Origin of the sequence: Phyllobacterium sp. TAF24 (genome assembly GCF_052113785.1) — a bacterium.
Classification (GTDB): domain Bacteria; phylum Pseudomonadota; class Alphaproteobacteria; order Rhizobiales; family Rhizobiaceae; genus Phyllobacterium.
On record NZ_JBFRDN010000010.1, the window covers coordinates 148,328 to 169,119 of the forward strand.

The 20,792-nt window shown below is 56.2% G+C and carries 18 protein-coding genes; 6 read left to right on the forward strand and 12 right to left on the reverse strand.

The annotated features are described in order from the left end of the window. Positions 1-185: 185 nt before the first annotated feature. Together AB4Y96_RS11385 and AB4Y96_RS11390 are read right to left on the reverse strand one after the other, a co-directional pair. Positions 186-1,184, reverse strand: coding sequence for a CorA family divalent cation transporter (locus AB4Y96_RS11385; RefSeq protein WP_441917411.1), 999 nt, complete (start codon positions 1,182-1,184; stop codon positions 186-188). A 32-nt stretch (positions 1,185-1,216) separates the two neighbouring features. After that, positions 1,217-1,822: a TIGR00730 family Rossman fold protein gene (locus tag AB4Y96_RS11390; protein WP_441917413.1), complete on the reverse strand. Its 606-nt coding sequence runs from the start codon at positions 1,820-1,822 to the stop codon at positions 1,217-1,219. Between the two features lie 174 nt (positions 1,823-1,996). Between AB4Y96_RS11390 and AB4Y96_RS11395 the strand changes: the two genes are divergently transcribed. From AB4Y96_RS11395 to pssA, 5 genes are all read left to right on the forward strand, one after another. Further along, on the forward strand, positions 1,997-3,280 hold the full coding sequence (locus AB4Y96_RS11395) for a LysM peptidoglycan-binding domain-containing protein (RefSeq protein WP_441917415.1): 1,284 nt from the start codon (positions 1,997-1,999) through the stop codon (positions 3,278-3,280). A 92-nt stretch (positions 3,281-3,372) separates the two neighbouring features. Next, positions 3,373-3,738, forward strand: a complete 366-nt coding sequence (locus AB4Y96_RS11400; protein ID WP_091880365.1) for an ArsR/SmtB family transcription factor — start codon at positions 3,373-3,375, stop codon at positions 3,736-3,738. A 71-nt stretch (positions 3,739-3,809) separates the two neighbouring features. Next, positions 3,810-5,639, forward strand: a complete 1,830-nt coding sequence (locus tag AB4Y96_RS11405; protein WP_441917460.1) for an ABCB family ABC transporter ATP-binding protein/permease — start codon at positions 3,810-3,812, stop codon at positions 5,637-5,639. A gap of 165 nt (positions 5,640-5,804) precedes the next feature. Further along, on the forward strand, positions 5,805-6,503 hold the full coding sequence (locus tag AB4Y96_RS11410; RefSeq protein WP_441917417.1) for a phosphatidylserine decarboxylase: 699 nt from the start codon (positions 5,805-5,807) through the stop codon (positions 6,501-6,503). 10 nt (positions 6,504-6,513) lie between these two features. Next, a complete protein-coding gene (gene pssA, locus AB4Y96_RS11415) occupies positions 6,514-7,347 on the forward strand; it encodes a CDP-diacylglycerol--serine O-phosphatidyltransferase (protein WP_441917419.1) in 834 nt (277 codons plus the stop codon). A 206-nt stretch (positions 7,348-7,553) separates the two neighbouring features. Here the strand turns inward: pssA and AB4Y96_RS11420 are convergent, their stop codons facing one another. Beyond that, positions 7,554-8,600: an alpha/beta hydrolase family protein gene (locus AB4Y96_RS11420; RefSeq protein ID WP_441917420.1), complete on the reverse strand. Its 1,047-nt coding sequence runs from the start codon at positions 8,598-8,600 to the stop codon at positions 7,554-7,556. 31 nt (positions 8,601-8,631) lie between these two features. After that, on the reverse strand, positions 8,632-9,333 hold the full coding sequence (locus AB4Y96_RS11425; RefSeq protein WP_441917422.1) for a hypothetical protein: 702 nt from the start codon (positions 9,331-9,333) through the stop codon (positions 8,632-8,634). On the opposite strand from AB4Y96_RS11425, the gene AB4Y96_RS11430 reads away from it, so the two are divergent. Continuing rightward, positions 9,332-10,534, forward strand: coding sequence for a helix-turn-helix domain-containing protein (locus AB4Y96_RS11430; protein ID WP_441917424.1), 1,203 nt, complete (start codon positions 9,332-9,334; stop codon positions 10,532-10,534). The two genes, AB4Y96_RS11425 and AB4Y96_RS11430, sit on opposite strands and share 2 nt — an antisense overlap. Before the next feature lie 282 nt (positions 10,535-10,816). Here the strand turns inward: AB4Y96_RS11430 and AB4Y96_RS11435 are convergent, their stop codons facing one another. From AB4Y96_RS11435 to rplI, 8 genes are all read right to left on the reverse strand, one after another. Beyond that, on the reverse strand, positions 10,817-11,569 hold the full coding sequence (locus AB4Y96_RS11435; protein WP_091880358.1) for an SDR family NAD(P)-dependent oxidoreductase: 753 nt from the start codon (positions 11,567-11,569) through the stop codon (positions 10,817-10,819). Positions 11,570-11,586: 17 nt separating this feature from the next. Beyond that, positions 11,587-13,080, reverse strand: a complete 1,494-nt coding sequence (gene purF, locus AB4Y96_RS11440; RefSeq protein ID WP_370647969.1) for an amidophosphoribosyltransferase — start codon at positions 13,078-13,080, stop codon at positions 11,587-11,589. Positions 13,081-13,197: 117 nt separating this feature from the next. Further along, entirely contained in the window at positions 13,198-13,785 is a 588-nt protein-coding gene (locus tag AB4Y96_RS11445; protein WP_091880356.1) for a CvpA family protein, read from the reverse strand. A 60-nt stretch (positions 13,786-13,845) separates the two neighbouring features. Further along, entirely contained in the window at positions 13,846-15,246 is a 1,401-nt protein-coding gene (radA, locus tag AB4Y96_RS11450; RefSeq protein WP_441917427.1) for a DNA repair protein RadA, read from the reverse strand. Next, positions 15,246-16,403 (reverse strand): alanine racemase, encoded by a 1,158-nt coding sequence (gene alr, locus AB4Y96_RS11455; RefSeq protein WP_441917461.1) that lies wholly within the window; start codon positions 16,401-16,403, stop codon positions 15,246-15,248. Before alr ends, radA begins: the two co-directional genes overlap by 1 nt. Positions 16,404-16,768: 365 nt before the next feature. Next, a complete protein-coding gene (locus AB4Y96_RS11460; protein ID WP_441917428.1) occupies positions 16,769-18,268 on the reverse strand; it encodes a replicative DNA helicase in 1,500 nt (499 codons plus the stop codon). Between the two features lie 469 nt (positions 18,269-18,737). Further along, entirely contained in the window at positions 18,738-20,018 is a 1,281-nt protein-coding gene (locus tag AB4Y96_RS11465; RefSeq protein WP_091880352.1) for an SAM-dependent methyltransferase, read from the reverse strand. A gap of 191 nt (positions 20,019-20,209) precedes the next feature. After that, positions 20,210-20,779 (reverse strand): 50S ribosomal protein L9, encoded by a 570-nt coding sequence (gene rplI, locus AB4Y96_RS11470; protein ID WP_091880351.1) that lies wholly within the window; start codon positions 20,777-20,779, stop codon positions 20,210-20,212. Positions 20,780-20,792: the final 13 nt, after the last annotated feature.

Here is a 20,792-nt window from a genome sequence, read left to right on the forward strand (position 1 = left end):
ATGCAACGATAATCGCAAACGTTGCAAATCAAAAAGGTTGCAGATCACAAAGGTTGTAGAACTTGACTCTCCCCCCTCAACACTCACCTCCGTCATCCTCGGGCTTGACCCGAGGACCCACAATTTAGGGTGAGCTTGTCGAAGGGCGGATATCGGGTGGTGCAGCCAGCAAAGGTCTACCCAGCTTAACGCCCCGAGCCACCAATCTTGCGCACAAGCAGATAAACCATCCCCGAGATTATGAGCGCAAGCAGCGCGACGACCCAGAAGCCATGCGGGTTGTTGGCAAAGGGCAAGCCCAGTGTGTTCATGCCGAACAGGCCAGTTATGACAGTGCTTGGCAAGAGAACCGCCGTCATCACGGACAAGACGTAGAGAAACCGGTTGGACTGATCCGTCAACTTGGCCAGAAGCTCGTCTTGCAACAGTCTCGCGCGTTGTTGCAGCTGTTCGCCTTCCGCGTGCAGCGTGGCGGCGCGGATTGACAGTCCCTCAATCAGATCATCAAGATCTTCAGGCAGTGCACGCCGGTCCGCATGGTCAATATGGCGGAACAGGCTGGTGGCGGCGGTGAGATAGCGATGGAAAACCACAATCTGGCGGCGCACCGGTACCAGCCGCTCGCGCTCGCCCTGCCAGTTCTCGCCAACAATATGATCTTCGATGGAATCGAGCGTTTCCGAAAGTTTTGTGATTTCTGCTTTGAGCAGATCAAGAAAGCGCCGGAAGATGGCACTGAACAGCGCTATCGGCGAGGCGGGCTTGGTCTTGCCGCGATTGATGGACTGGCGCACATCATCAACGGATTGCAGCGGATGGCGGCGGCCACTGATGAAAAGGCTCTTGTTGAAGGCAAAGCGGAAATAACCAAGTTCACGCGGATCGCCGTAATGCTCGTGTTGCAAATCGGGCAATTCACCGAAGAGCCAGCCATCCTCATAACTGATCTGGCATTGGTCGCCGGAGGACAGGAACGCCTCGCGCACGCTTTCCGGCAGAGCTTTGTCCGTTTCGAGGCTGCGGCGCGCCCGCGCGTCGGCTAATGCATAACTCTTCCAGGCCCACGCCCTGTCAGCCGTAGCGACTGGTTCAGCGAGCAGTGAACCTGCCGTGTCAAAACTGAAGGCAATGACAAAATCATCGTTGTTGAGACGCTTTGCGTCAGGTTGGGGATCTAAGCTCAATGTTTGAACCATGAAATCCCCATTCCTTCCAGCTACAGCCGTTCGATGATTGCTTCGTCGCCGTCCCGGTCACCCTTTGCTGCCGCATCAAGGATAGCCTGAACAATGTCTTCCGGGCGTTCTACCACAAGCGGATTGACCAAATGTGACGTATGGACAAAACCTTCGGCCTTCATGTGATCGATGAGTGCCAGCATCGGATTCCAGAAACCGTTAATGTTGGCAAAAACCATCGGCTTGCGATGCCGTCCAAGCTGCGCCCAGGTCATGACCTCGACAATCTCTTCCACCGTGCCGATGCCGCCGGGCAGGGTGACGAAAGCATCGGAGCGCTCAAACATCCTGTGTTTGCGCTCATGCATATCCTCGGTGATGATCAGCTCTGACAATTGGCCAAGCGCATGTTCGGTGGCTTCCTTGTTCATCAGGAACTTCGGAATGATCCCGGTGACCTTGCCGCCTGCGGACATGACGCCATCTGCCACGGCACCCATAATGCCTTTAGTGCCGCCGCCATAGACCAGTTCAAGCCCGTTTTCAGCGATGGACTTGCCCAGTATCTTGCCGCTCTGTTTGTAAATCGGATCACGGCCCGGAGAGGAGCCGCAGTAAACACAAATGGATCGAATCTTGCTCATTTGGAAAGTGGTGCCTCCTGCCTTGCGAAACGTCAAGCTTCCGAAGATGCGACAAAAGTTTCGAATTGCCATTTTAGTCTAATAATCACAGGGAATAAGGCTGAATTTAAAGGGTTTTCTTGTAGCAGGGTGGAAAAGGCGCTAGACCAAAAACATCAAGAGGGTCGGGGAATAATGATCAAGAACAAGTTTGCACTGCTGGGATTTGGAGTTGTTGTCGCTTTGGGTCTGGTTGCCGCCTATCTGGGGTTTGTTCCGGGTAAGCCCACTCCCGGTGCGCCCGTTGTAACAGCGGATGGAACTGCGCCTGCGCCGACTGCTCCAAAGCCAGCGGAAACGGCACAAAAACCAGCAGAACAGCCGCAAATTGCTGCGCCTGCCCCGGCGACATCTGCTGATGCGACAACGCCCGCCGCCGGAACGGCACCAGCACCCGCGGATGCATCTCCCGCAAAGCCCGGTGTGCCCGCTTTTGACGTTCTGCGTGTTGATCCCAAAGGGACGATCGTTATTGCCGGTAAGGCAGCAAATGACGGCAAAGTCGATCTTCTGGCACGCGGGCAAGTGATCGGCAGCACCAAAGCCTCACCGTCAGGTGAATTCGTTATCGTTCTCGATGATCCGTTGAAGCCCGGCGATTATCAGCTTGTGCTGCGCTCAACGGCCCCGGATGGCAGTGCAATGACCTCGCTTGAGACGGCGATTGTATCCATTCCGGAAACCAAATCCGGGCAGGTTCTGGCGTTGGTCGAACAATCGGGCCAACCGAGCCGTATGATCACCAAGCCTGAGGTGCCTGCACAGGCAGCTTTGAATGCGCCAGCCACAACGGCGGCACCCACTGGCGATAAGCCGGTCAAACAGTCAACTGGCAAGGCCCGCATTGTCGTCGAAGCTGTTGAAATTGAAGGCAGCAAGCTCTTCATCGCTGGCATTGCCGATGCGGGTTCAACGGTCAAGGTCTATGCCAATGACGATCTCATTGGCTCGACCAAGACAGGTGCTGACGGGCATTTCCTTGTACAGACCACGCGCGATTTGCCAGTGGGTGACTATATCATCCGCGCCGATATGGTTGAAAAGGATGGGGTAACAGTGATTGCGCGGGCCGCCGTGCCGTTCAAGCGCGAGGCTGGTGAACGTGTATCGGCCATTGCGCCTGCATCAGCCACCGAAGCTCCGGCGACAGCGCCGCAGGCTTCAACCGAGACAGCGCCAGCAGCCGGAGCCGAACAGGCTCAGAGCAATGACACCGGTGCGGCGCTCAAGAATGTTGACGGTTCCGTCATCATCCGGCGCGGCGACAATCTCTGGACGATATCCCGCCGTACCTACGGTGAGGGGACCCGCTACACGACGATCTATCTTGCCAACAAGGAGCAGATCCAGAACCCGGATGTGATTTTCCCCGGTCAGGTTTTTGCCCTGCCTGAAAAGGACAAGACGGCGCCGCAATAGAATTATCTGCTCGAGGAAGGTCGTCTTTGCGCAAAGGCGGCCTTTCTTTTGTCCTTGCATTAGAAAGTTATATCGTTTATCGCCGATGAACGATGAAATGCAGCAATCGATTTCAACAGGCAATGTCGGATGTGGAGACGGCGCGCACACTCACTGCGCTTGCCCATCCGGCCCGCTTGCGCATTATCAGGCAGCTTGCCGGGATGAATACCTCCTGCTGCAAGGATATTGTCGCCACGCTTGATCTGGCGCAGTCGACCGTATCGCAACATCTGAAAATACTGGTTGATGCCGGGCTGGTGAATTACCGGCAATCAGGTCAGAGTTCCCATTACAGCATCAATCCGGACGCGTTTGCCGATGTCGCCGCCCTTGTCAGCGATATGGCCAATCTTTGCTGTCCACCCGATATCATTGTGCCGGCAGCGCGGGTAAACGCTGCGGCCATCAAGGAATAGCCGTGGCTGAAAAAACTGTCTCTTCCGAGTCTGGCAAAACACTCCAGACCATTCGCAATCTTTGGGACTATATGTGGCCCGATGAGCGCCCTGATCTGAAAATGCGGGTTGTCTGGGCCTCGTTCTACCTGCTGATTTCCAAGATCGTGCTCATTCTGGTGCCCTACTTCTTCAAATGGGCGACCAATGCTTTGAACGGCAAGTTCGTGGCATCGGATCTGGTGCCGCTCATTCTGGTTGGCCCGCTCATGCTGGTTGCTGCCTACAACGCGGCGCGGATCATTCAGGCTGGCTTGAACCAGTTGCGCGATGCATTGTTTGCCAGCGTCGGGCAATATGCGGTGCGAAAACTTGCCTATAAGACCTTCGTCCATATGCACAATCTGTCCCTGCGCTTCCATGTTGAGCGGCGCACGGGCGGCCTGTCGCGCATTATCGAGCGTGGCACCAAGGGCATTGAAACCATCGTCCGTTTCACCATCCTCAATACGGCACCGACGATTATCGAGTTTTTGATGACCGCCGTGATTTTCGCCTTTGCCTATGGCCTGTCCTATCTGGCCGTGGTTGTGGCAACGGTCTGGCTCTATACGTGGTTTACGATCCGCGCCAGCGACTGGCGCATCAACATCCGCCGCGACATGAACGACTCCGATACGGATGCCAACACCAAGGCAATTGACTCGCTGCTGAACTTCGAGACGGTCAAATATTTCGGTAATGAGCAGATGGAGGCAAGCCGCTTCGATGCGGCCATGGCGCGCTATGAAATCTCGGCAACCCGCATCTGGACATCGCTTGGCTGGCTGAATTTTGGTCAGTCAGTTATTTTCGGTATCGGCATGGCTGTCATGATGATCATGTCGGGCAGGGAGGTTCTGGCTGGCACGCAGACTCTCGGCGATTTCGTTTTCATCAACGCCATGCTGATGCAGCTATCGATCCCGCTCAACTTCATCGGCTTTATCTATCGCGAAGTCCGGCAGGGCCTGACGGATATTGAGCAGATGTTCGACCTTCTCGATGTCGAACAGGAAGTCACTGACAAGCCTAATGCCAAGCCGCTGGTGATCGAGCGGGGTGCGGTGCGCTTTGACAATGTGATGTTCGCCTATGATCCAAAGCGTCCAATCCTCAAGGGAGTGAGCTTCGAGGTTCCGGCTGGTAAAACCGTTGCTATTGTCGGCCCATCCGGCGCTGGCAAATCGACATTGTCGCGTTTGCTCTACCGCTTCTACGATATTCAGGGCGGATCGATCAGCATTGATGGTCAGGATATCCGTGATGTGACACAGGAGAGTTTGCGTGCGGTGATCGGCATGGTGCCGCAGGATACAGTCCTGTTCAATGATACCATCGCCTATAATGTCCGTTACGGCCGCATCACGGCGAGCGAAGAAGAAGTGCGCAATGCGGCGGATCTTGCCCAGATCGGCAGTTTTATCAAAAGCCTGCCCGAGGGCTATGACGCCATGGTCGGCGAGCGCGGGCTAAAACTCTCGGGCGGCGAGAAGCAGCGCGTTGCCATTGCCCGCACCATTCTCAAAGCGCCGCCCATCCTCATCCTCGATGAGGCGACATCGGCGCTCGACAGTGCCACGGAACATGAAATTCAGGCGGCGCTTGATCTTGTCAGCCGTGATCGCACGACGCTGGTCATCGCCCATCGGCTCTCAACCATTATCGGCGCTGATGAAATCATTGTGCTCAAGGACGGCGTAATCGCCGAGCGGGGAAGGCATACGGCACTTCTGGCAGAGAATGGCCTCTATGCATCCATGTGGAACCGCCAGCGCGAGGCAAGCGAGGCTGAGGAGCGTCTGCGCAAGGTGCGCGAGGAGGACGATCTTGGCGTGGTCGTGCGCGGCAAGCCAGCTTTGGATGTCGCCGTCGAACCTTAAAACGTCGCGCCCAGCAAAACCCGGCCAATGAATAATTCTGCTGATGAATTGTCCCGGCCGGGTTGAAAGGTTTGCTCCCGCTGCCAATCTCCGATAAGTAACGCGCAATTCCGGTGGCTTATATATGCTGCCGGGCGAGTATTTGGCGCTGTCAGGAACAAACCAATGAGCCTTGTCGATTCCATCCGCAACACGCTGGTACCCATCCACCGGGAGGGTTATCCGTTCATCGCCGGTTTTGCCGGGGTGACCGTGGTTCTCGGCTATTTCTGGGAGCCCCTGTTCTGGATCGGCCTCATCCTCACGGCCTGGTGCATCTATTTCTATCGCGATCCGCAGCGCGTGACACCCACGGACGATAAACTGGCGATCAGCCCCGCTGATGGCCTTGTTTCGGCCGTTGGCCCCGCTGTTCCACCGCGTGAGCTTAATCTTGGCGACCGGGAAATGACCCGCATTTCCGTGTTCATGAATGTGTTTTCGTGCCATATCAACCGCGCGCCGGTGCGCGGCCGCATCACGACCATCGTCCACAAACCCGGCAAATTCCTCAATGCCGACCTCGACAAGGCCAGCGCCGAGAACGAGCGCAACGGCCTTGTGATCGACAGTCCGAACGGGCAGGTGGCAGTGGTGCAGATCGCCGGTCTTATTGCCCGCCGCATCGTCTGCTGGGCCGATGAAAACAATTCCATTTCGATTGGCGAACGCTTTGGCCTGATCCGTTTTGGCTCACGCGTTGATGTCTATCTGCCTGAAGGTTTTGCCCCACGCGTTGCCGTCGGCCAGACGGCGGTTGGCGGCGAGAGCGTGCTTGCGGAATTCGGCGGCGAGCCCAGCGCTCCGCTGGTCCGTATCAGCTGAGGCGCGCGGCATGAGCGAGCCCGACAACGATCCGCTGTTCGATGACAAGCCTGAGGTGAAGGAGCCGACAGGCTCGCGCATTCCCATGCGCTATCTCATTCCCAACGTGATTACGGTTCTGGCCATCTGTGCCGGTCTTACCGGTATCCGGCTGGCCTTTGAGAACCGGTTTGAGCTGGCAGTTTCGATGGTGCTGCTCGCCGCTTTCCTCGATGGTATTGACGGGCGCATTGCCCGCATGATGAAGGGCTCGACAAAATTTGGCGCGCAGATGGATTCGCTTGCCGATATCGTCAATTTCGGTGTCGCACCGGCGCTGGTTCTCTATGCCTATATGCTGGATCAGGCCCGCTCCTTCGGCTGGATTGCCGCACTGCTCTATTGCATCGCCTGCTGCCTGCGCCTTGCCCGTTTCAACGTGATGCTTGATGTGGTCGGCAAGCCGCTGTGGCAGAACAATTTTTTCACCGGCGTTCCGGCCCCCGCGGGCGCGATGCTGGTGATGCTGCCTGTCTATCTAGGCTTTTTGGGGCTCGCGCCCACGCGCCCGCTGGCCTTTGCCGGCGCAGCCTATACGGTGGGTGTGGCCATCCTGATGATCAGCCGCCTGCCTGTTTTCAGCGGCAAATCTGCCGGAACAAAGCTGCGCTCTGACTGGGTCATGCCGAGCTTTCTGGCCATCGTTGTCTATGTTGCTTTCCTGATGAGCTATACGTGGGAAACACTGACGCTGACGACCATCGGCTTCTTCCTCACCCTGCCATTCAGCGCCCGGGCGTGGAAATGCCACGAGGCAGCTGATGCCGCCGCCGTTGCTGTGTCAGAGACGCCAACAGCTTCTTAAGAGTGGACTGCAAGGTTCTGTGGTTCGCTGGGGTGCGTGGTGAGTGGTTCGTGGTTCGACAAGCTCACCATGAGGGAGAGGGGTGATGAAAGGGAGCTTTATTCTGCTCCCTTCGTGATCTCCAATCTCTCCGATGATCGTTGCATCCTCACTCTCCCTCATGGTGAGCTTGTCGAACCACGAACCACATCGCAGCAGCACTATACTCAGTTGGGCTTGAGCGTTCGATTGAACGCCTCTGTAATTATCTCGACCAGTTGTGCATKAATTGCACTGCGTGAGCGACCACTGCCGTCGGTGCAAAACGGCTCGTCTATGCCTTGAGCTTTGAGGACTGCAGGTGCATCGGGCTTGCATTCAGCAAGCAATGTAAAATGGCCTGCATCTTCAATCGCCGTATATCGTGCATCGGGAATTATCTTGGCGATTGCCGAAGCTCGCACCGTCAGTGGAATGTCCTCCGGTCGTCCCAGATTGATCAAATCAACTGGTATCGTGATGCTTGCAACGCTTTCGGGTTCAAATGTGTCAGTTGGACCGGGATCAATTACGACTGCTGAGCGGATACGTTTGTCCGAGTTGTCGCGGGCTGCTGGCTGCAAATCCATCTTGTGCAGATCAAGGCCGCTTTGTCTGACCCAACCGCACAGGGAGGGGTTGATCAAATCCGTATCGCAATAGGCTGCCAGAAGTTTTGGATCTATCCGAACGCCCGCAATCGCCAGAGCGGTGTACCCACCCATGGAAACACCTAGCGCGCCAATTTTCTGATTATCCATATGATCCTGAAAGAATGCCTCCTTTTCCAATACATTCAAAGTATCAGTGAAATCAGCAGGCCGCCGCCAAAGCTTCATATTCTCAAGCGCCGATTTGTTTCCGCTCAGGCTTCCGGGATGAGTGGGTGCTGCAACGATAAATCCCTGTTCGGCCAGTGGTACGGCCAGCCAACTCAGAGCCGGCGCATTACCGCCAATGCCAGCGCCATGGGAAAGCAAAATGAGTGGGAATTTTCCTTCAGATATGGGAGCGTCCCGTTGAGCAGGCGTGCCAAGGAAAAACGGCGTATCTCCAAGGACGACCTGTTTACCGCCCGGTTGCGCGGGATACCATACAATTGCATCGAGATTGATGGCTCGCTCTTTTGAAGGAACCACGATTTGCCGAACACCGACAGCACCGTCGGCATGGGCGATTTGTGCGGTGCTCAGGGCAAAATAGACGGACGCGATTGCAAGCTTGAGCATTTTCATGATGGTGTTCCTTATTTGATGATTGATAGGATCAACGGATCGTCACGCGGGCATAGTTGCTTTTGATGGTGATCGATGGTTTGGCGCCGGGCGTGCTATCCCGTTTGCTGTCGATGAAGGACGCCTTGGCATCCACGGTGTAATTGATCGGCACATCACCGCCGAAGGTGAAGGAGGCATCGAGCGCATGGGAATCAAGCCGGATCGTCTCGGTGTTGCTGATGTGGGCGAAGCGCAAGTCGCTACGCACTGCATCGCCTGAGATATCGACATTGGAGGCATGGCCATCCAGTGAGAAATCAGCCGCATGGCCTTTTACAAACACATTGCCGTATTCACCGGTAAGCCGGGCGGATAGCGCGGCTTGCTCAATGTTGATGCTGGCATTTGCTGGCAGGTTCGCGCGGATCGAGACTTCGCAATCGGAAAGGCTGAGAAACGGCGCATTCACCACATGGATGAGCAAGGTCTGATCCTTGATCTCCATCGTCGTACGGGTGGCGCATTCATTGGAAAACCAGCTTGAATACCAACCGGAAAACCAGCCGGAGCGGGTGCTCATAATACGCGCCTGATAAGGATCGGTGTTGCTCGTTGCAAACTCTATACGGCTCGCTTCACCTGATATGGCGACCCTGTTGATCTGCCCGATATCAAGTGGTGAACCGGCTTGTGCTGCACTTGGCGTTATCGTTCCGAAGAGAAGCAGAATGGCGGTGAGAAGGTTTAGCATGATGCGGTCCTTATGGTTGGCGTTGAAGCCAGAGGAGGGCCTTTTCACTGTTATCTCGACCTTGATCACAATTCAGGTCGTCCGGGATCGCGTTTCAGGACATAGTGCGGGCAGTCAACTCATGCCGGACATCTTCATGCTGTTTGTTCCATTGCCCTTTGTGGTTGCTGTCCTGCTCGTCGTTCTCCTGATCCAGATGATCAGGCGCAATGATGGCAGCGGTACAAATCCATTCTTTCTGGCTTTGATTTCGGTCTATGCCTTGCAATCGATCGTAATCGGTATCCGCTGGGGTTATAATGTGCTGGAGATATTGCCGCTTCAGGCGGTTCTTGCGGTCATCATTGCAACGCTCGCATGGCTGAGCTTTGAAGCACTGCGCACCGAACGCCCTCCAATACAGCGTCCGCTTCTTCTGTTGCACATCTTGCCGGCACTGCTGATCATTGGCCTGATCGCTTTCTGGCCCGCGCCGATATCTCTGACGATCATTGTCATTTTTGCAGGCTATGGAATTGCGCTTTGCCGTCTGGCATGGCGCGGACCCGATGCGCTGGGCTCATCCCGGTTGGATGGCGTTATCAACTCCTACAGGGCGTTGCAGATCACTGCCTTTGCCATCGCCAGTTCTGCAATCATCGATGTTGTCATCAGCTGGGATTTTGCCGAGTCAGGCGGCACGCATTCAGGCCGCATCGTTGCTATTGGCAATGTATTAGCCATGCTGGTTCTGGGTGCGGCGGCGACGGTTGCCGGGACCAGCCGCCCGGAGGAGCGCGCTGATACTACGTCGGAAGAGGGCGCTTTGCCGGTGGCTCCAAGCGGTGAGGATACGGATATTGCCACCTCGCTCGATAGCCTGATGCAGTCGCGTGAACTCTACCGCGATGTTGACCTCAATCTGAACCGTCTTGCCCGCAAGATGGGCCTGTCAGCCCGGCAGGTTTCCATCGCGGTTAACCGGGTCAAGACGATGAGCGTCTCGCAATATGTGAATGACTTCAGAGTGAAGGAAGCCTGCCGTCTGCTGGCTGATACGGAATTGTCGGTCACCAACGTCATGTTTGATGCCGGGTTTCAGACCAAATCCAACTTCAACCGTGAGTTTCTGCGCGTTACCGGTATGAGCCCGAAGGCATGGAGATCCAATGCTCTGGCCAAAAATAATTCAGGTGGTACGGTTATCCGCCTCGCCGGGTGATTGCAGTTTGCTGGGGCGTAAGTTTGTCGCTGCATTTCCCGCTGTGCCCCTTCGACAAGCTCCGGATGAGGGAGAGTGTGGATGCAAGATAATCGTCATGGGTGCAAAATTTAGCTCCGCGCAATCCTCCCATCTCCGTCATCCTCGGGCTTGACCCGAGGATGACGGAGATGGGTGGGGTATGAGGAGTCAAGTTCTGCATTCATGACGATTATCTTGCATCCACACTCTCCCTCATGGTGAGCTTGTCGAACCACACACCACACCCCTCACAACCACCCCTTAACTCGGGTTATTGTAGCCCAGCAGCTTACCGGCACGCACATCATACAGCTTGCCCGTATCATCAATCTTCGGATCGAGAATGAGGGCGATTTTGGCGGCAACTTCGGCTGGTGTTGGCAAGGTTTCAGGATCTTCGCCCGGAACGGCTTGAGCGCGCATGGCGGTGCGGGTTGCGCCGGGGTTGACCGAATTGACGCGCAGCTTGGTCTGGCGGGCTTCATCGGCCCAGCTGCGGCCCATCACCTCAACAGCGGCCTTGGAAGCCGCATAGGGGCCCCAGTAGGCGCGGGCGGAATGCGCAGCGCCCGATGACAGCAAAAGCGCGCGACCCGCGTCAGAGAGCTTCAGCAGCGGGTCTGTGGTGCGGATCAGGCGCCAGACACTGGAAACATTGATATTCATCAGCTTGTCGAAGACTTTTGCTTCCACATGGCCAATCGGTGAAATCGTGCCGAGAACACCGGCATTGGCGACGAGAATGTCGAGTTTGCCCCAGCGCTCATAGATGGAGCCGCCAAGCCGGTCGATGGCTGGCATATCGGTCAGATCAAGCGGCACCAGCGTGGCCGAGCCGCCAGCGGCGGTGATTTCGTCGTCGAGTTCTTCAAGCCCGCCCACCGTGCGGGCAACGGCGATCACATGCGCACCACGCGCTGCAAGTTCTTTGGAAAGGAAATAGCCAATGCCGCGGGATGCGCCGGTTACAAGCGCAAGCTTGCCGTCCAGCCGAAAACTGCCGTCAGAAATCATGAATGGAAACTCAACCGTTAGCCGTTATTTGCGAGAAGCGCGAACTGGCGCACATTGCTGATACCGTCCCGGTCAACAAGCCGGGTGGGGTAATCGCCAGTGAAGTAATGATCGGTGAACAACGGCGAACTTGCATCGCGCGGCGCTCCGCTGACTGCCCGGTAAAGCCCGTCAATCGACAGGAACTCAAGCGAATCCGCACCAATATATTTGCACATGGAGGCGAGCGTCGCGTGCTGATTTGCCAGCAGCTTGTCCGCATCCGGGGTGTCGATGCCATAGAAGTCAGGATGATAGATCATCGGGCTGGCAACGCGGATATGCACTTCGCGTGCGCCCGCATCGCGGATCATCTGCACGATCTTGACCGAAGTGGTGCCGCGCACGATGGAATCATCCACCAGCACAACGCGCTTGCCTTCGATCACTGCGCGATTGGCCGAATGCTTCAGCTTGACGCCGAAAGCACGGATCGACTGGGTCGGTTCGATAAAGGTACGGCCGACATAATGGTTGCGGATGATGCCGAGTTCGAACGGAATGCCGCTCGCCTGCGCAAAGCCGATTGCAGCAGGGGTACCGCCATCGGGAACCGGAACCACCACGTCGGCTTCAAGCGGTGCTTCCTTGGCGAGATTAACGCCCATATTCTTGCGCGCCGTATAGACATTGCGACCGCCAACAACGGAGTCGGGACGGGCGAAATAGACATATTCGAACAGGCACATACGCTCGGGCTTTGGATTTTGCGGCTTGAAGGCCTCAATGCTGATCGAACCGTCAGCCTGAATTTCGCAGACAACCACTTCGCCGTTTTCAATATCGCGGACAAACTTCGCGCCGATAATATCAAGCGCACAGGTTTCGGAGGCAAAGATTGGTTTGCCGTCGAGATCGCCCATGACGAGCGGACGGATGCCAATGGGGTCACGCGCAGCAATCAGCTTGGTGCGGGTGAGGGCGAGCATCGCGTAGCCGCCTTCCATCTGACGGATCGCATCGATGAAGCGGTCTGACGATGTGGTGCTGCGCGAGCGGGCGATGAGGTGCAGGACAACTTCCGTATCGGAATTGGACTGGCAGATAGCGCCATCGGCGATGAGCTTGCGCCGCATCGTCAGGCCATTGGTGAAATTGCCGTTATGGGCAATGGCAATACCGCCGATTTCCAGTTCGGCAAACAGCGGCTGGACATTGCGAAGCGCAGGATCGCCGGTTGTGGAATAGCGCACATGGCCGATGGCCCGATCACCCGGCAATTGAGCCAGTGTCGCAGGATTGGTGTAATGGTCGCCGACGAGGCCCATCCGGCGTTCCGAGCAGAACTGCTTGCCATCATAGGAGACGATACCTGCCGCTTCCTGTCCGCGATGCTGCAGGGCATGCAACCCCAGCGCCGTCAGCGTTGCGGCATCCGGATGCCCCAAAATGCCAAACACACCGCACTCTTCATGCAGTGTGTCGTCGTCAAGGGACATGAGAGGGGTCTCATCACGAAAAATGTCGGTCATTACCGCAAGCCTTTCGCCGCAGATTCAACTGTAAGATCTGTCATTCCATTATGCCACACTATGTGGGGTATTACCACGCAAACGCCAAGTTAACCCATTGTCGCACCCAAAAAGCTGTTAAGGCTTGGGTGTTGTACCCTCAGGCGGGATATCTTCCTTGGGTTCCGGCGCTGTTGTTGCGTCCGGAGCCGTCATTGATCCGGGCTTCAAACGCTTCAGAGTTGCTTCCGGGTCCTCAGGCAGCAGGCTCATCAGCTTTGCGCCAAGTGAGTCGATCATTGGCTTGGATTTTGCCTGTGAAACCCATGCGGGCTGGTTCTCGGTTACGAGCCAATTGAAAAACAGCATCGCGACAACCACAAGGAGAACACCGCGGGCGGCGCCGAAGAGGAAACCGAGTGTGCGATCCAGTGCGCCGATACGGCTGTCGATGATGAAATCGGCAATCTTCATGGTGATGACCGAGACAATAATCAGCGTAACGATGAAGACGATACCGGCCGCTGCAATCTGGGCAATGGTTTCATTGCTGATATAGGGCGCAAGGAAAGGCACGACGGGCTTGTAGAAGAGATAGGCCGCTGCCGCTGCCGCTGCCCATGAGACGACCGACAGCACTTCGCGCGAAAAGCCGCGCACCATGGCCAGTATCGCCGAAACGAGAGTGATGCCCAAAAGAATTCCGTCAAGCAACGTAATAGGCATTTACATGTATCCCCAATCCAATTCCAACTTATACAGCCTTCGGATAATGGCGGTATCAGGTCAGTCGTCGCGTTTCCCTTTACCGGGTCCCGACGCCGCAATCCGGGCCACAAGGTCCGGCAGCGAGGCCGTCTCGGTCAGATGGGCGTTGCGTCCTTTCGGCACGTCGTTGCTTCCCTTGGGAAGAACTGCCTGCTTGAACCCAAGCTTCTCTGCTTCCTTCAGCCGCTGCACCGCATGCGCCACTGGGCGAACGGCGCCAGACAAGCTGACTTCGCCGAAATAGACGCAATCGGCCGGAAGGGCAATACCAGCAATGGATGAAACCAGTGCAGATGCAACCGCAAGATCAGCTGCCGGCTCGGAAATCCGGTATCCGCCCGCTACATTGAGGTAAACATCGTGCTGGCCGAAGCGCACGCCGCAATGGGCCTCGAGCACCGCCAGAATCATGGAAAGGCGGTTGCCGTCCCAGCCAACGACCGCACGGCGCGGCGTACCGAGCGTGGAGGGTGCGACCAGCGCCTGAATTTCCACGAGTACCGGGCGTGTGCCTTCCATCCCGGCAAAAACAGCGGCTCCCGGCGATTTGTCATTGCGTTCGCCGAGAAAAAGCTCGGAAGGATTGGCAACTTCGCGCAAACCGCGATCCGACATTTCAAACACGCCGATCTCATCCGTGGGGCCGAAGCGGTTTTTGACCGTGCGCAGGATGCGGTAGTGATGACCGCCTTCGCCTTCGAAATAAAGCACCGCATCGACCATATGCTCGACCACGCGCGGTCCGGCGATCTGGCCATCCTTGGTCACATGGCCGACCAGAACGACAGCGGCACCGGTCTGTTTGGCAAAACGGATCATCGCCTGCGCACCGGCTCGCACCTGCGTGACCGTACCGGGGGCCGAATCGGCAGCGTCGGTCCATAGCGTCTGGATCGAATCTATGATGATCAGATCAGGGCGTTTGGAATCGGAAATGGTGGCGAGAATATCCTCGACATTGGTTTCAGCGGCCAGAAGCACATCCGTGTCGGCGGCATGCAGGCGCTGTGCCCGCAGCCGGATCTGCGCCACGGCCTCTTCACCCGAGACATAGATGACCTTGTGGCCCTGCCGCGCCAGTGCAGCAGCGGCCTGGGTGAGCAGGGTTGATTTGCCGATACCGGGATCACCGCCGACCAGAATGGCCGAGCCGCGCACGAAACCGCCACCGGTTACACGGTCAAGCTCGCTGATGCCGGACTGGATGCGCGGTGCATCCTCGATCTCGCCAGAAAGAGAGGTGAGGGCGACTGCACGGCCCTTGCGGCCTGACAATTTGCCGGGTCCGCTGCCGATGCCGCCAGCCGTGCCTTCTTCAACGAGCGTGTTCCACTCGCCGCAGGCATCGCACTTACCGGCCCAGCGCGTGTGCACGGCTCCACAGTTCTGACAGATGAATTGAATTCTTGCCTTGGCCATCAATCGCCTTTTCCGGAGTAGAGGTAGCGACGATGATAACGGTTTCCAAGCCCGGTCAATAATTCAAAACCGATGGAGCCTGCAGCCCGCGCGGCTTCATCAAGCAGAATATTATGGCCGAAAAGCTCGATGTAATCACCGGGTTTGACCGCAGCTTCAGGCAGGTCTGTGATGTCGAAGGATGTCATGTCCATCGTCACGCGGCCGATAACAGGCACTTTGTGACCGGCAACAAAACCTTCGCCGCCCTTGCGCACAGCAATGCGCAGCGGTGTGCCGCTGCCCGAGGCCGAGCGCAGATAGCCATCCGCATAGCCGGTTGAACAAATGGCAATGCGCGTGTCGCGCTCAAGCAGCGCCGTTGCACCATAACCTGACGTCTCGCCTTTGAGGCCGGTGCGGATTTGCACAACCCGCGCTTCGACTGTCACAACAGGGCGCATCGGATTGGACTCACCCGCAAGCGGTTCGCCGCCATACATGGCAATGCCGGGACGGCTCAAATCGGAACCGATGCCAACCGGGTGGAAAATGCCTGACGAGTTGGACACGCTTGATTCAATGCCTGCAAAAGCGGCGCGAAGCTGTTGAAATGACTCAATCTGCCGCTGGGTGAGAAGGTGTCCCGGCTCATCGGCGGTTGCCAGATGGGTCATGACCAGAACAGGCATGTCTTTGGCTTGCGTGGCAAAATCAATTGCTTCTGCAACAGTCAGCCCCAGCCGGTTCATGCCCGTATCCACATGCAGTGCGTAGGGCAGGTTCAATCCGCTGCTGGCATTGGCATTGACCCAGAGGTCGATTTCGTAGTGCGAGCCCAGCACAGGAATGAGCCCAGACGTTTCAAAGAAGGGACGTGCCTCGGCAAACAGGCCATTGAGAACAAAAACCCGCGCTTCCGGTGCAATCGCCTTGACCCGCAACCCTTCCTCGACAAGCGCCACAAAGAAAGTGCGGCACCCGGCATCCCACAAGACGGGCACGACATACTCAATGCCAAGCCCATAGGCGTTGGCCTTGACGACAGCGCTTGCCTTCGCCGGCTTGGATTTTTCGGAGAGAAGCTTCCAGTTCGCGGCAAGTGCATCAAGGTCGATCGTAAGCCGCCCGCCCGCAAGACGGGGGTCAGCGCCTGTGGTGGTGATGTGAGGCTGCATGTTGGTCAAATGATCAAGGTCCGGACTGATTAAACTGGTCAAAATGGTATGAGGCTTTTTATTCGGATGCTAGGTGGAAGGTTTTGGTTGCATGTGGTGGTGCGCGATTGGTGGTTCGTGGTTCGACAAGCTCACCATGAGGGAGAGGGGTGATGAAAGGGAGTCAAGTTCTGCAACCTTAGTGATCTGCAACCTTTGTGCTCGGCAATTTTTTGATCTGCAACGTTGACGATTATCGTTGCATCCCCCATGTCCCTCATGGTGAGCTTGTCGAACCACGAACCACGAACCACGAACCACGAACCACGAACCACGAACCACGAACCACGAACCACGAACCACGAACCACGCAGAAAATCTCAACTCTACTCAAACCGCTCCGGCAGATGTGATTCTTCTGCAAGATCCGTGAAGCGGGTGAATTCCGCCTGGAATGCGAGCTTCACCGTGCCTGTAGGACCGTGACGCTGCTTGGCAATGATAACTTCCGCCTTGCCGATGGCTTCCTTGAGATCAGCCTGCCACTTGAAATGCTCTTCGGTGCCTTCCTTCGGCTCCTTGTTCTTGATGTAGTATTCGTCGCGATAAACGAAGATCACCACGTCGGCGTCCTGCTCGATCGATCCTGATTCACGCAAGTCGGAGAGCTGCGGGCGCTTGTCTTCGCGGCTTTCCACCTGACGGGAGAGCTGTGACAGCGCGATGATCGGCGTATTGAGTTCCTTGCCGAGCGCTTTCAGACCGGTGGTGATTTCGGTGATTTCCTGCACGCGATTTTCAGAGGCCTTCTTGGATGAACCCTGCATCAGCTGAATATAGTCGATGACCAGAACGTCGAGGCCGCGTTGACGCTTGAGGCGCCGGGCACGGGCGGCGAGCTGCGCAATGGAAATACCACCCGTCTGATCGATATAGAGCGGTACTTTCTGCATATGCTGCGAGCAGGCGACCAGCTTTTCGAACTCGGCTTCGTTGATTTCACCGCGCCGGATTTTCGATGAACTGATTTCCGACTGCTCGGAAATAATACGGGTTGCCAGCTGCTCCGACGACATTTCGAGGGAGAAGAAGCCGACAACACCGCCATTCTTGGCCTTGATCGTGCCATCAGCCAACTGCTCGGACTCATAAGCCGCAGCGATATTGAAGGCGATGTTGGTGGCAAGCGAGGTCTTGCCCATACCGGGACGACCTGCAAGGACGATCAAATCCGATGGCTGCAAGCCGCCCATGCGATTATCAAGCGCATGGATGCCAGTGGATACGCCCGAAAGATGGCCGTCACGCATGAAGGCGGCATTGGCCATATCCACGGCAGTTTTGACTGCATCGGTAAAAGTCTGGAAGCCGCCATCATAGCGGCCCGTTTCTGCCAGTTCGAACAGCCGACGTTCCGCATCCTCGATCTGGCCCTGCGGCATCACATCAACGGGCGCGTCATAGGCGATATTGACCATGTCCTCGCCAATGGTGATCAGCGCGCGGCGGGTAGCAAGATCATAGATGGCGCGGCCATAATCTTCCGCATTGATGACCGTAACCGCTTCCGTGACGAGGCGGACGAGATATTGCATCACCGTCATTTCGCCGACTTTTTCGTCCGTCGGCAGGAAGGTTTTCAGCGTGACGGGGTTCGCCATCTTGCCCATKCGGATCATGTCCGAGGACACATCGAAAATCTTGYGATGCAGCGGCTCGTAAAAATGCACGGCCTTCAGGAAGTCGGAAACACGGTAAAACGCATCATTGTTGATGAGAATGGCACCCAGCAGCGCCTGCTCGGCTTCGATATTGTTCGGGGCCTCGCGGTAGAGCTTGTCTCCACTGTCGCGTACCTCAAGGAATTTGCGTGCTGCCTCAGCCATATTAATTTTCGCCCCGATTCCAATACCTGTTCCGCAGTAAGCAGTTAAAAATGGCGTGTAAAGCTGCTCTGGACAACCAATGACGGTCCGAACGAAACGGTACCATGATTCCCGTTATTAACAGCCTTGGGGGATAAAACTTTTATTCCTTGGTCTGGTACTATTGACACATCAGCACTTCCGTCGGCGATACCTCACCAAGCACTTCCCTCACTGTTATCGTTAGGCAACACTCTCTCCGTCATCCGTGCGCTTCCCCTCCGTCATCCTCGGGCTTGACCCGAGGACCCATTGCTGCGCAGCGCCATGATTACGGAAAAGTCCCCTCTGCCGTGGGTCCTCGGGTCAAGCCCGAGGATGACGGAGGGAGAAGTGGGGGCAGCCGCATCGGAGGCTTGAAGGTTAATGCAACTGGCCCGCCGCGATCATCGCGATCATGGCGGGCCAATTTTATTCAAGTGCGCGAACGTTAACGTCCTGCGACCGATTCCCGGTTATCGACCTGCGTATTGGCGCAGCTGCGCTCGCTTTCCAGCCGCTTGAGACGTTTTTCTTCTTTCTCGATATAGCTGCGCGTCAGCGGCACAGCTTCCTGCCGGTGCGCCAGCTGTATCTGGAACACCATCAGGTTCTGCCAGCGGAATGCTGATTCTGATGCGGCGAGATAGAATTCCCACATGCGGCAGAAGCGTTCATCATAGATCGCCTTTGCCTTGTCGCGGTTGGCCATGAAGCGTTCACGCCAGATGCGCAACGTATCGGCATAGTGCAGACGCAGGATTTCGATATCGGTGATAACGAGGCCAGCCTTTTCAATATGCGGAAGCACTTCCGAAAGGGCAGGGATATAACCTCCCGGAAAAATGTACTTCTGGATAAAGGCATTGGTATAGGACGGACCATCGGAACGGCCAATCGAATGGAGAAGGAAAACGCCATCCTTCTTCAAAAGCCGGGCCGTATGCTGAAAGTATTCGGCAAAATGCCCGACGCCGACATGTTCGAACATGCCGACCGAAACAATTCGGTCAAAACTGTCATCAATGGTGCGGTAATCGCGCAGGTCAAAGCGGGCCTGTGCCGATAAACCCTCGTCAACTGCCCGCTTATTGGCGATGCCATGCTGTTCGTGTGACAGGGTAACACCCTCCACATTGGCATCGAGGTGGCGGGCGAGGTAAAGACCCAGACCGCCCCAGCCGCAGCCGATATCGAGCGTCTTGTGCCCTTTTTCAACCAGCAGCTTGGCGGCAATATGCCGTTTCTTCGCCATCTGGGCTTCTTCGAGCGTTGCATCGGGGTGCTCGAAATAGGCGCAGGAATACTGCATGTCCGTATCGAGAAACAGCCGGTACAGGTCTTCAGACAGGTCGTAATGCCTGTGTACATTGCTTGATGAACGGGCAAGCGTGTTCATCTGATGCAGGCGGCGGGTGGCACGGCGAATGCCCTCCAGCGCCAGCATCCATGGCTCGCGGGCAACGGTTGCCCCGGTATTTTCGAAGATGATCTTCAGGACGTCATAGATATCGCCGTCGAGAACATCGAGTTCGCCGTTCATATAGGCTTCGGCAAAATGCAGAGAAGGATCAAAGGCAATCCGCCGTTCGGCTGCAGCCGTATTGATGCGGAAATGGATCGGTTCTCCGGTTCCATCACCAAAGGTGCGGTTTTGGCCGGAGGAGTCAGTGATAACAAGTGTACCAGTGTGAACAAGCCGCGAGAGAGCGGCCTTAAGGATGGCATTCATGAACAATCTCCATCATTGACGATAGAGCTCGGCCATTATGAGGCTCGGGAGCGAGCCAAGGTCGGGCGTGGGTAGGATAAATAAATCTACCTGTTTTTTTGATTCTGAAAAGCAAAAAAACACCCGACATCTCTGCCGGGTGTTTTATGGTAAAGCAAATATCACTCCTCAGAGCAGTTTCTGCTTTAAAATCAGGCGTTTTCTTCGCCTTCTTCGTCTTCATCGAAGAATTCGTCAGAAAGCGGTGCTTCTTCAATGCCGTAGATGGCTTCGGCAGAGGTGAGGTCTTCACCCTTTACCTGACGCTCGGCTTCATCGGCAGTACGAGCAATGTTGATCGTAACAGTTGCTTCGACTTCTGCATGCAGAGCCAGAACGATCTTGTGCAGGCCAATCGTCTTGATTGGTGTGTTCAGCTCAACCTGATTGCGGTTGATCGAGAAACCTTCTGCAGTGATCAGGTCAGCAATGTCGCGGGTCGTTACTGAACCGTAGAGCTGACCGGTTTCACCGGCGGAGCGAACAGCAACGAATGTCTTGCCGTTGAGCTTGTCAGCGATTGTCTGAGCTTCGGTCTTGCGCTCAAGGTTGCGTGCTTCAAGCTGGGCGCGCTGGCCTTCGAACTTCTTCTTGTTGGCTTCGTTGGCACGAAGAGCCTTGCCCTGCGGCAGAAGGAAGTTACGGGCAAAGCCGTCCTTTACCTTGACTGTTTCACCCATCTGGCCGAGGCGGCTGATGCGTTCGAGAAGAATGACTTCCATTTGAGTTTTCCTT

What these genes read in the sequence shown, in the direction of transcription:
- AB4Y96_RS11390 (WP_441917413.1), bottom strand. Translation starts at nt 1,822, where the DNA reads ATGAGCAAGATTCGATCCATTTGTGTTTACTGCGGCTCCTCTCCGGGC.
- AB4Y96_RS11395 (WP_441917415.1), top strand. Translation starts at nt 1,997, where the DNA reads ATGATCAAGAACAAGTTTGCACTGCTGGGATTTGGAGTTGTTGTCGCT.
- AB4Y96_RS11400 (WP_091880365.1), top strand. Translation starts at nt 3,373, where the DNA reads ATGAAATGCAGCAATCGATTTCAACAGGCAATGTCGGATGTGGAGACG.
- AB4Y96_RS11405 (WP_441917460.1), top strand. Translation starts at nt 3,810, where the DNA reads ATGTGGCCCGATGAGCGCCCTGATCTGAAAATGCGGGTTGTCTGGGCC.
- AB4Y96_RS11410 (WP_441917417.1), top strand. Translation starts at nt 5,805, where the DNA reads ATGAGCCTTGTCGATTCCATCCGCAACACGCTGGTACCCATCCACCGG.
- pssA (WP_441917419.1), top strand. Translation starts at nt 6,514, where the DNA reads ATGAGCGAGCCCGACAACGATCCGCTGTTCGATGACAAGCCTGAGGTG.
- AB4Y96_RS11430 (WP_441917424.1), top strand. Translation starts at nt 9,332, where the DNA reads ATGATGCGGTCCTTATGGTTGGCGTTGAAGCCAGAGGAGGGCCTTTTC.
- AB4Y96_RS11425 (WP_441917422.1), bottom strand. Translation starts at nt 9,333, where the DNA reads ATGCTAAACCTTCTCACCGCCATTCTGCTTCTCTTCGGAACGATAACG.
- AB4Y96_RS11435 (WP_091880358.1), bottom strand. Translation starts at nt 11,569, where the DNA reads ATGATTTCTGACGGCAGTTTTCGGCTGGACGGCAAGCTTGCGCTTGTA.
- purF (WP_370647969.1), bottom strand. Translation starts at nt 13,080, where the DNA reads ATGACCGACATTTTTCGTGATGAGACCCCTCTCATGTCCCTTGACGAC.
- AB4Y96_RS11445 (WP_091880356.1), bottom strand. Translation starts at nt 13,785, where the DNA reads ATGCCTATTACGTTGCTTGACGGAATTCTTTTGGGCATCACTCTCGTT.
- radA (WP_441917427.1), bottom strand. Translation starts at nt 15,246, where the DNA reads ATGGCCAAGGCAAGAATTCAATTCATCTGTCAGAACTGTGGAGCCGTG.
- alr (WP_441917461.1), bottom strand. Translation starts at nt 16,403, where the DNA reads ATGCAGCCTCACATCACCACCACAGGCGCTGACCCCCGTCTTGCGGGC.
- AB4Y96_RS11465 (WP_091880352.1), bottom strand. Translation starts at nt 20,018, where the DNA reads ATGAATGCCATCCTTAAGGCCGCTCTCTCGCGGCTTGTTCACACTGGT.
- rplI (WP_091880351.1), bottom strand. Translation starts at nt 20,779, where the DNA reads ATGGAAGTCATTCTTCTCGAACGCATCAGCCGCCTCGGCCAGATGGGT.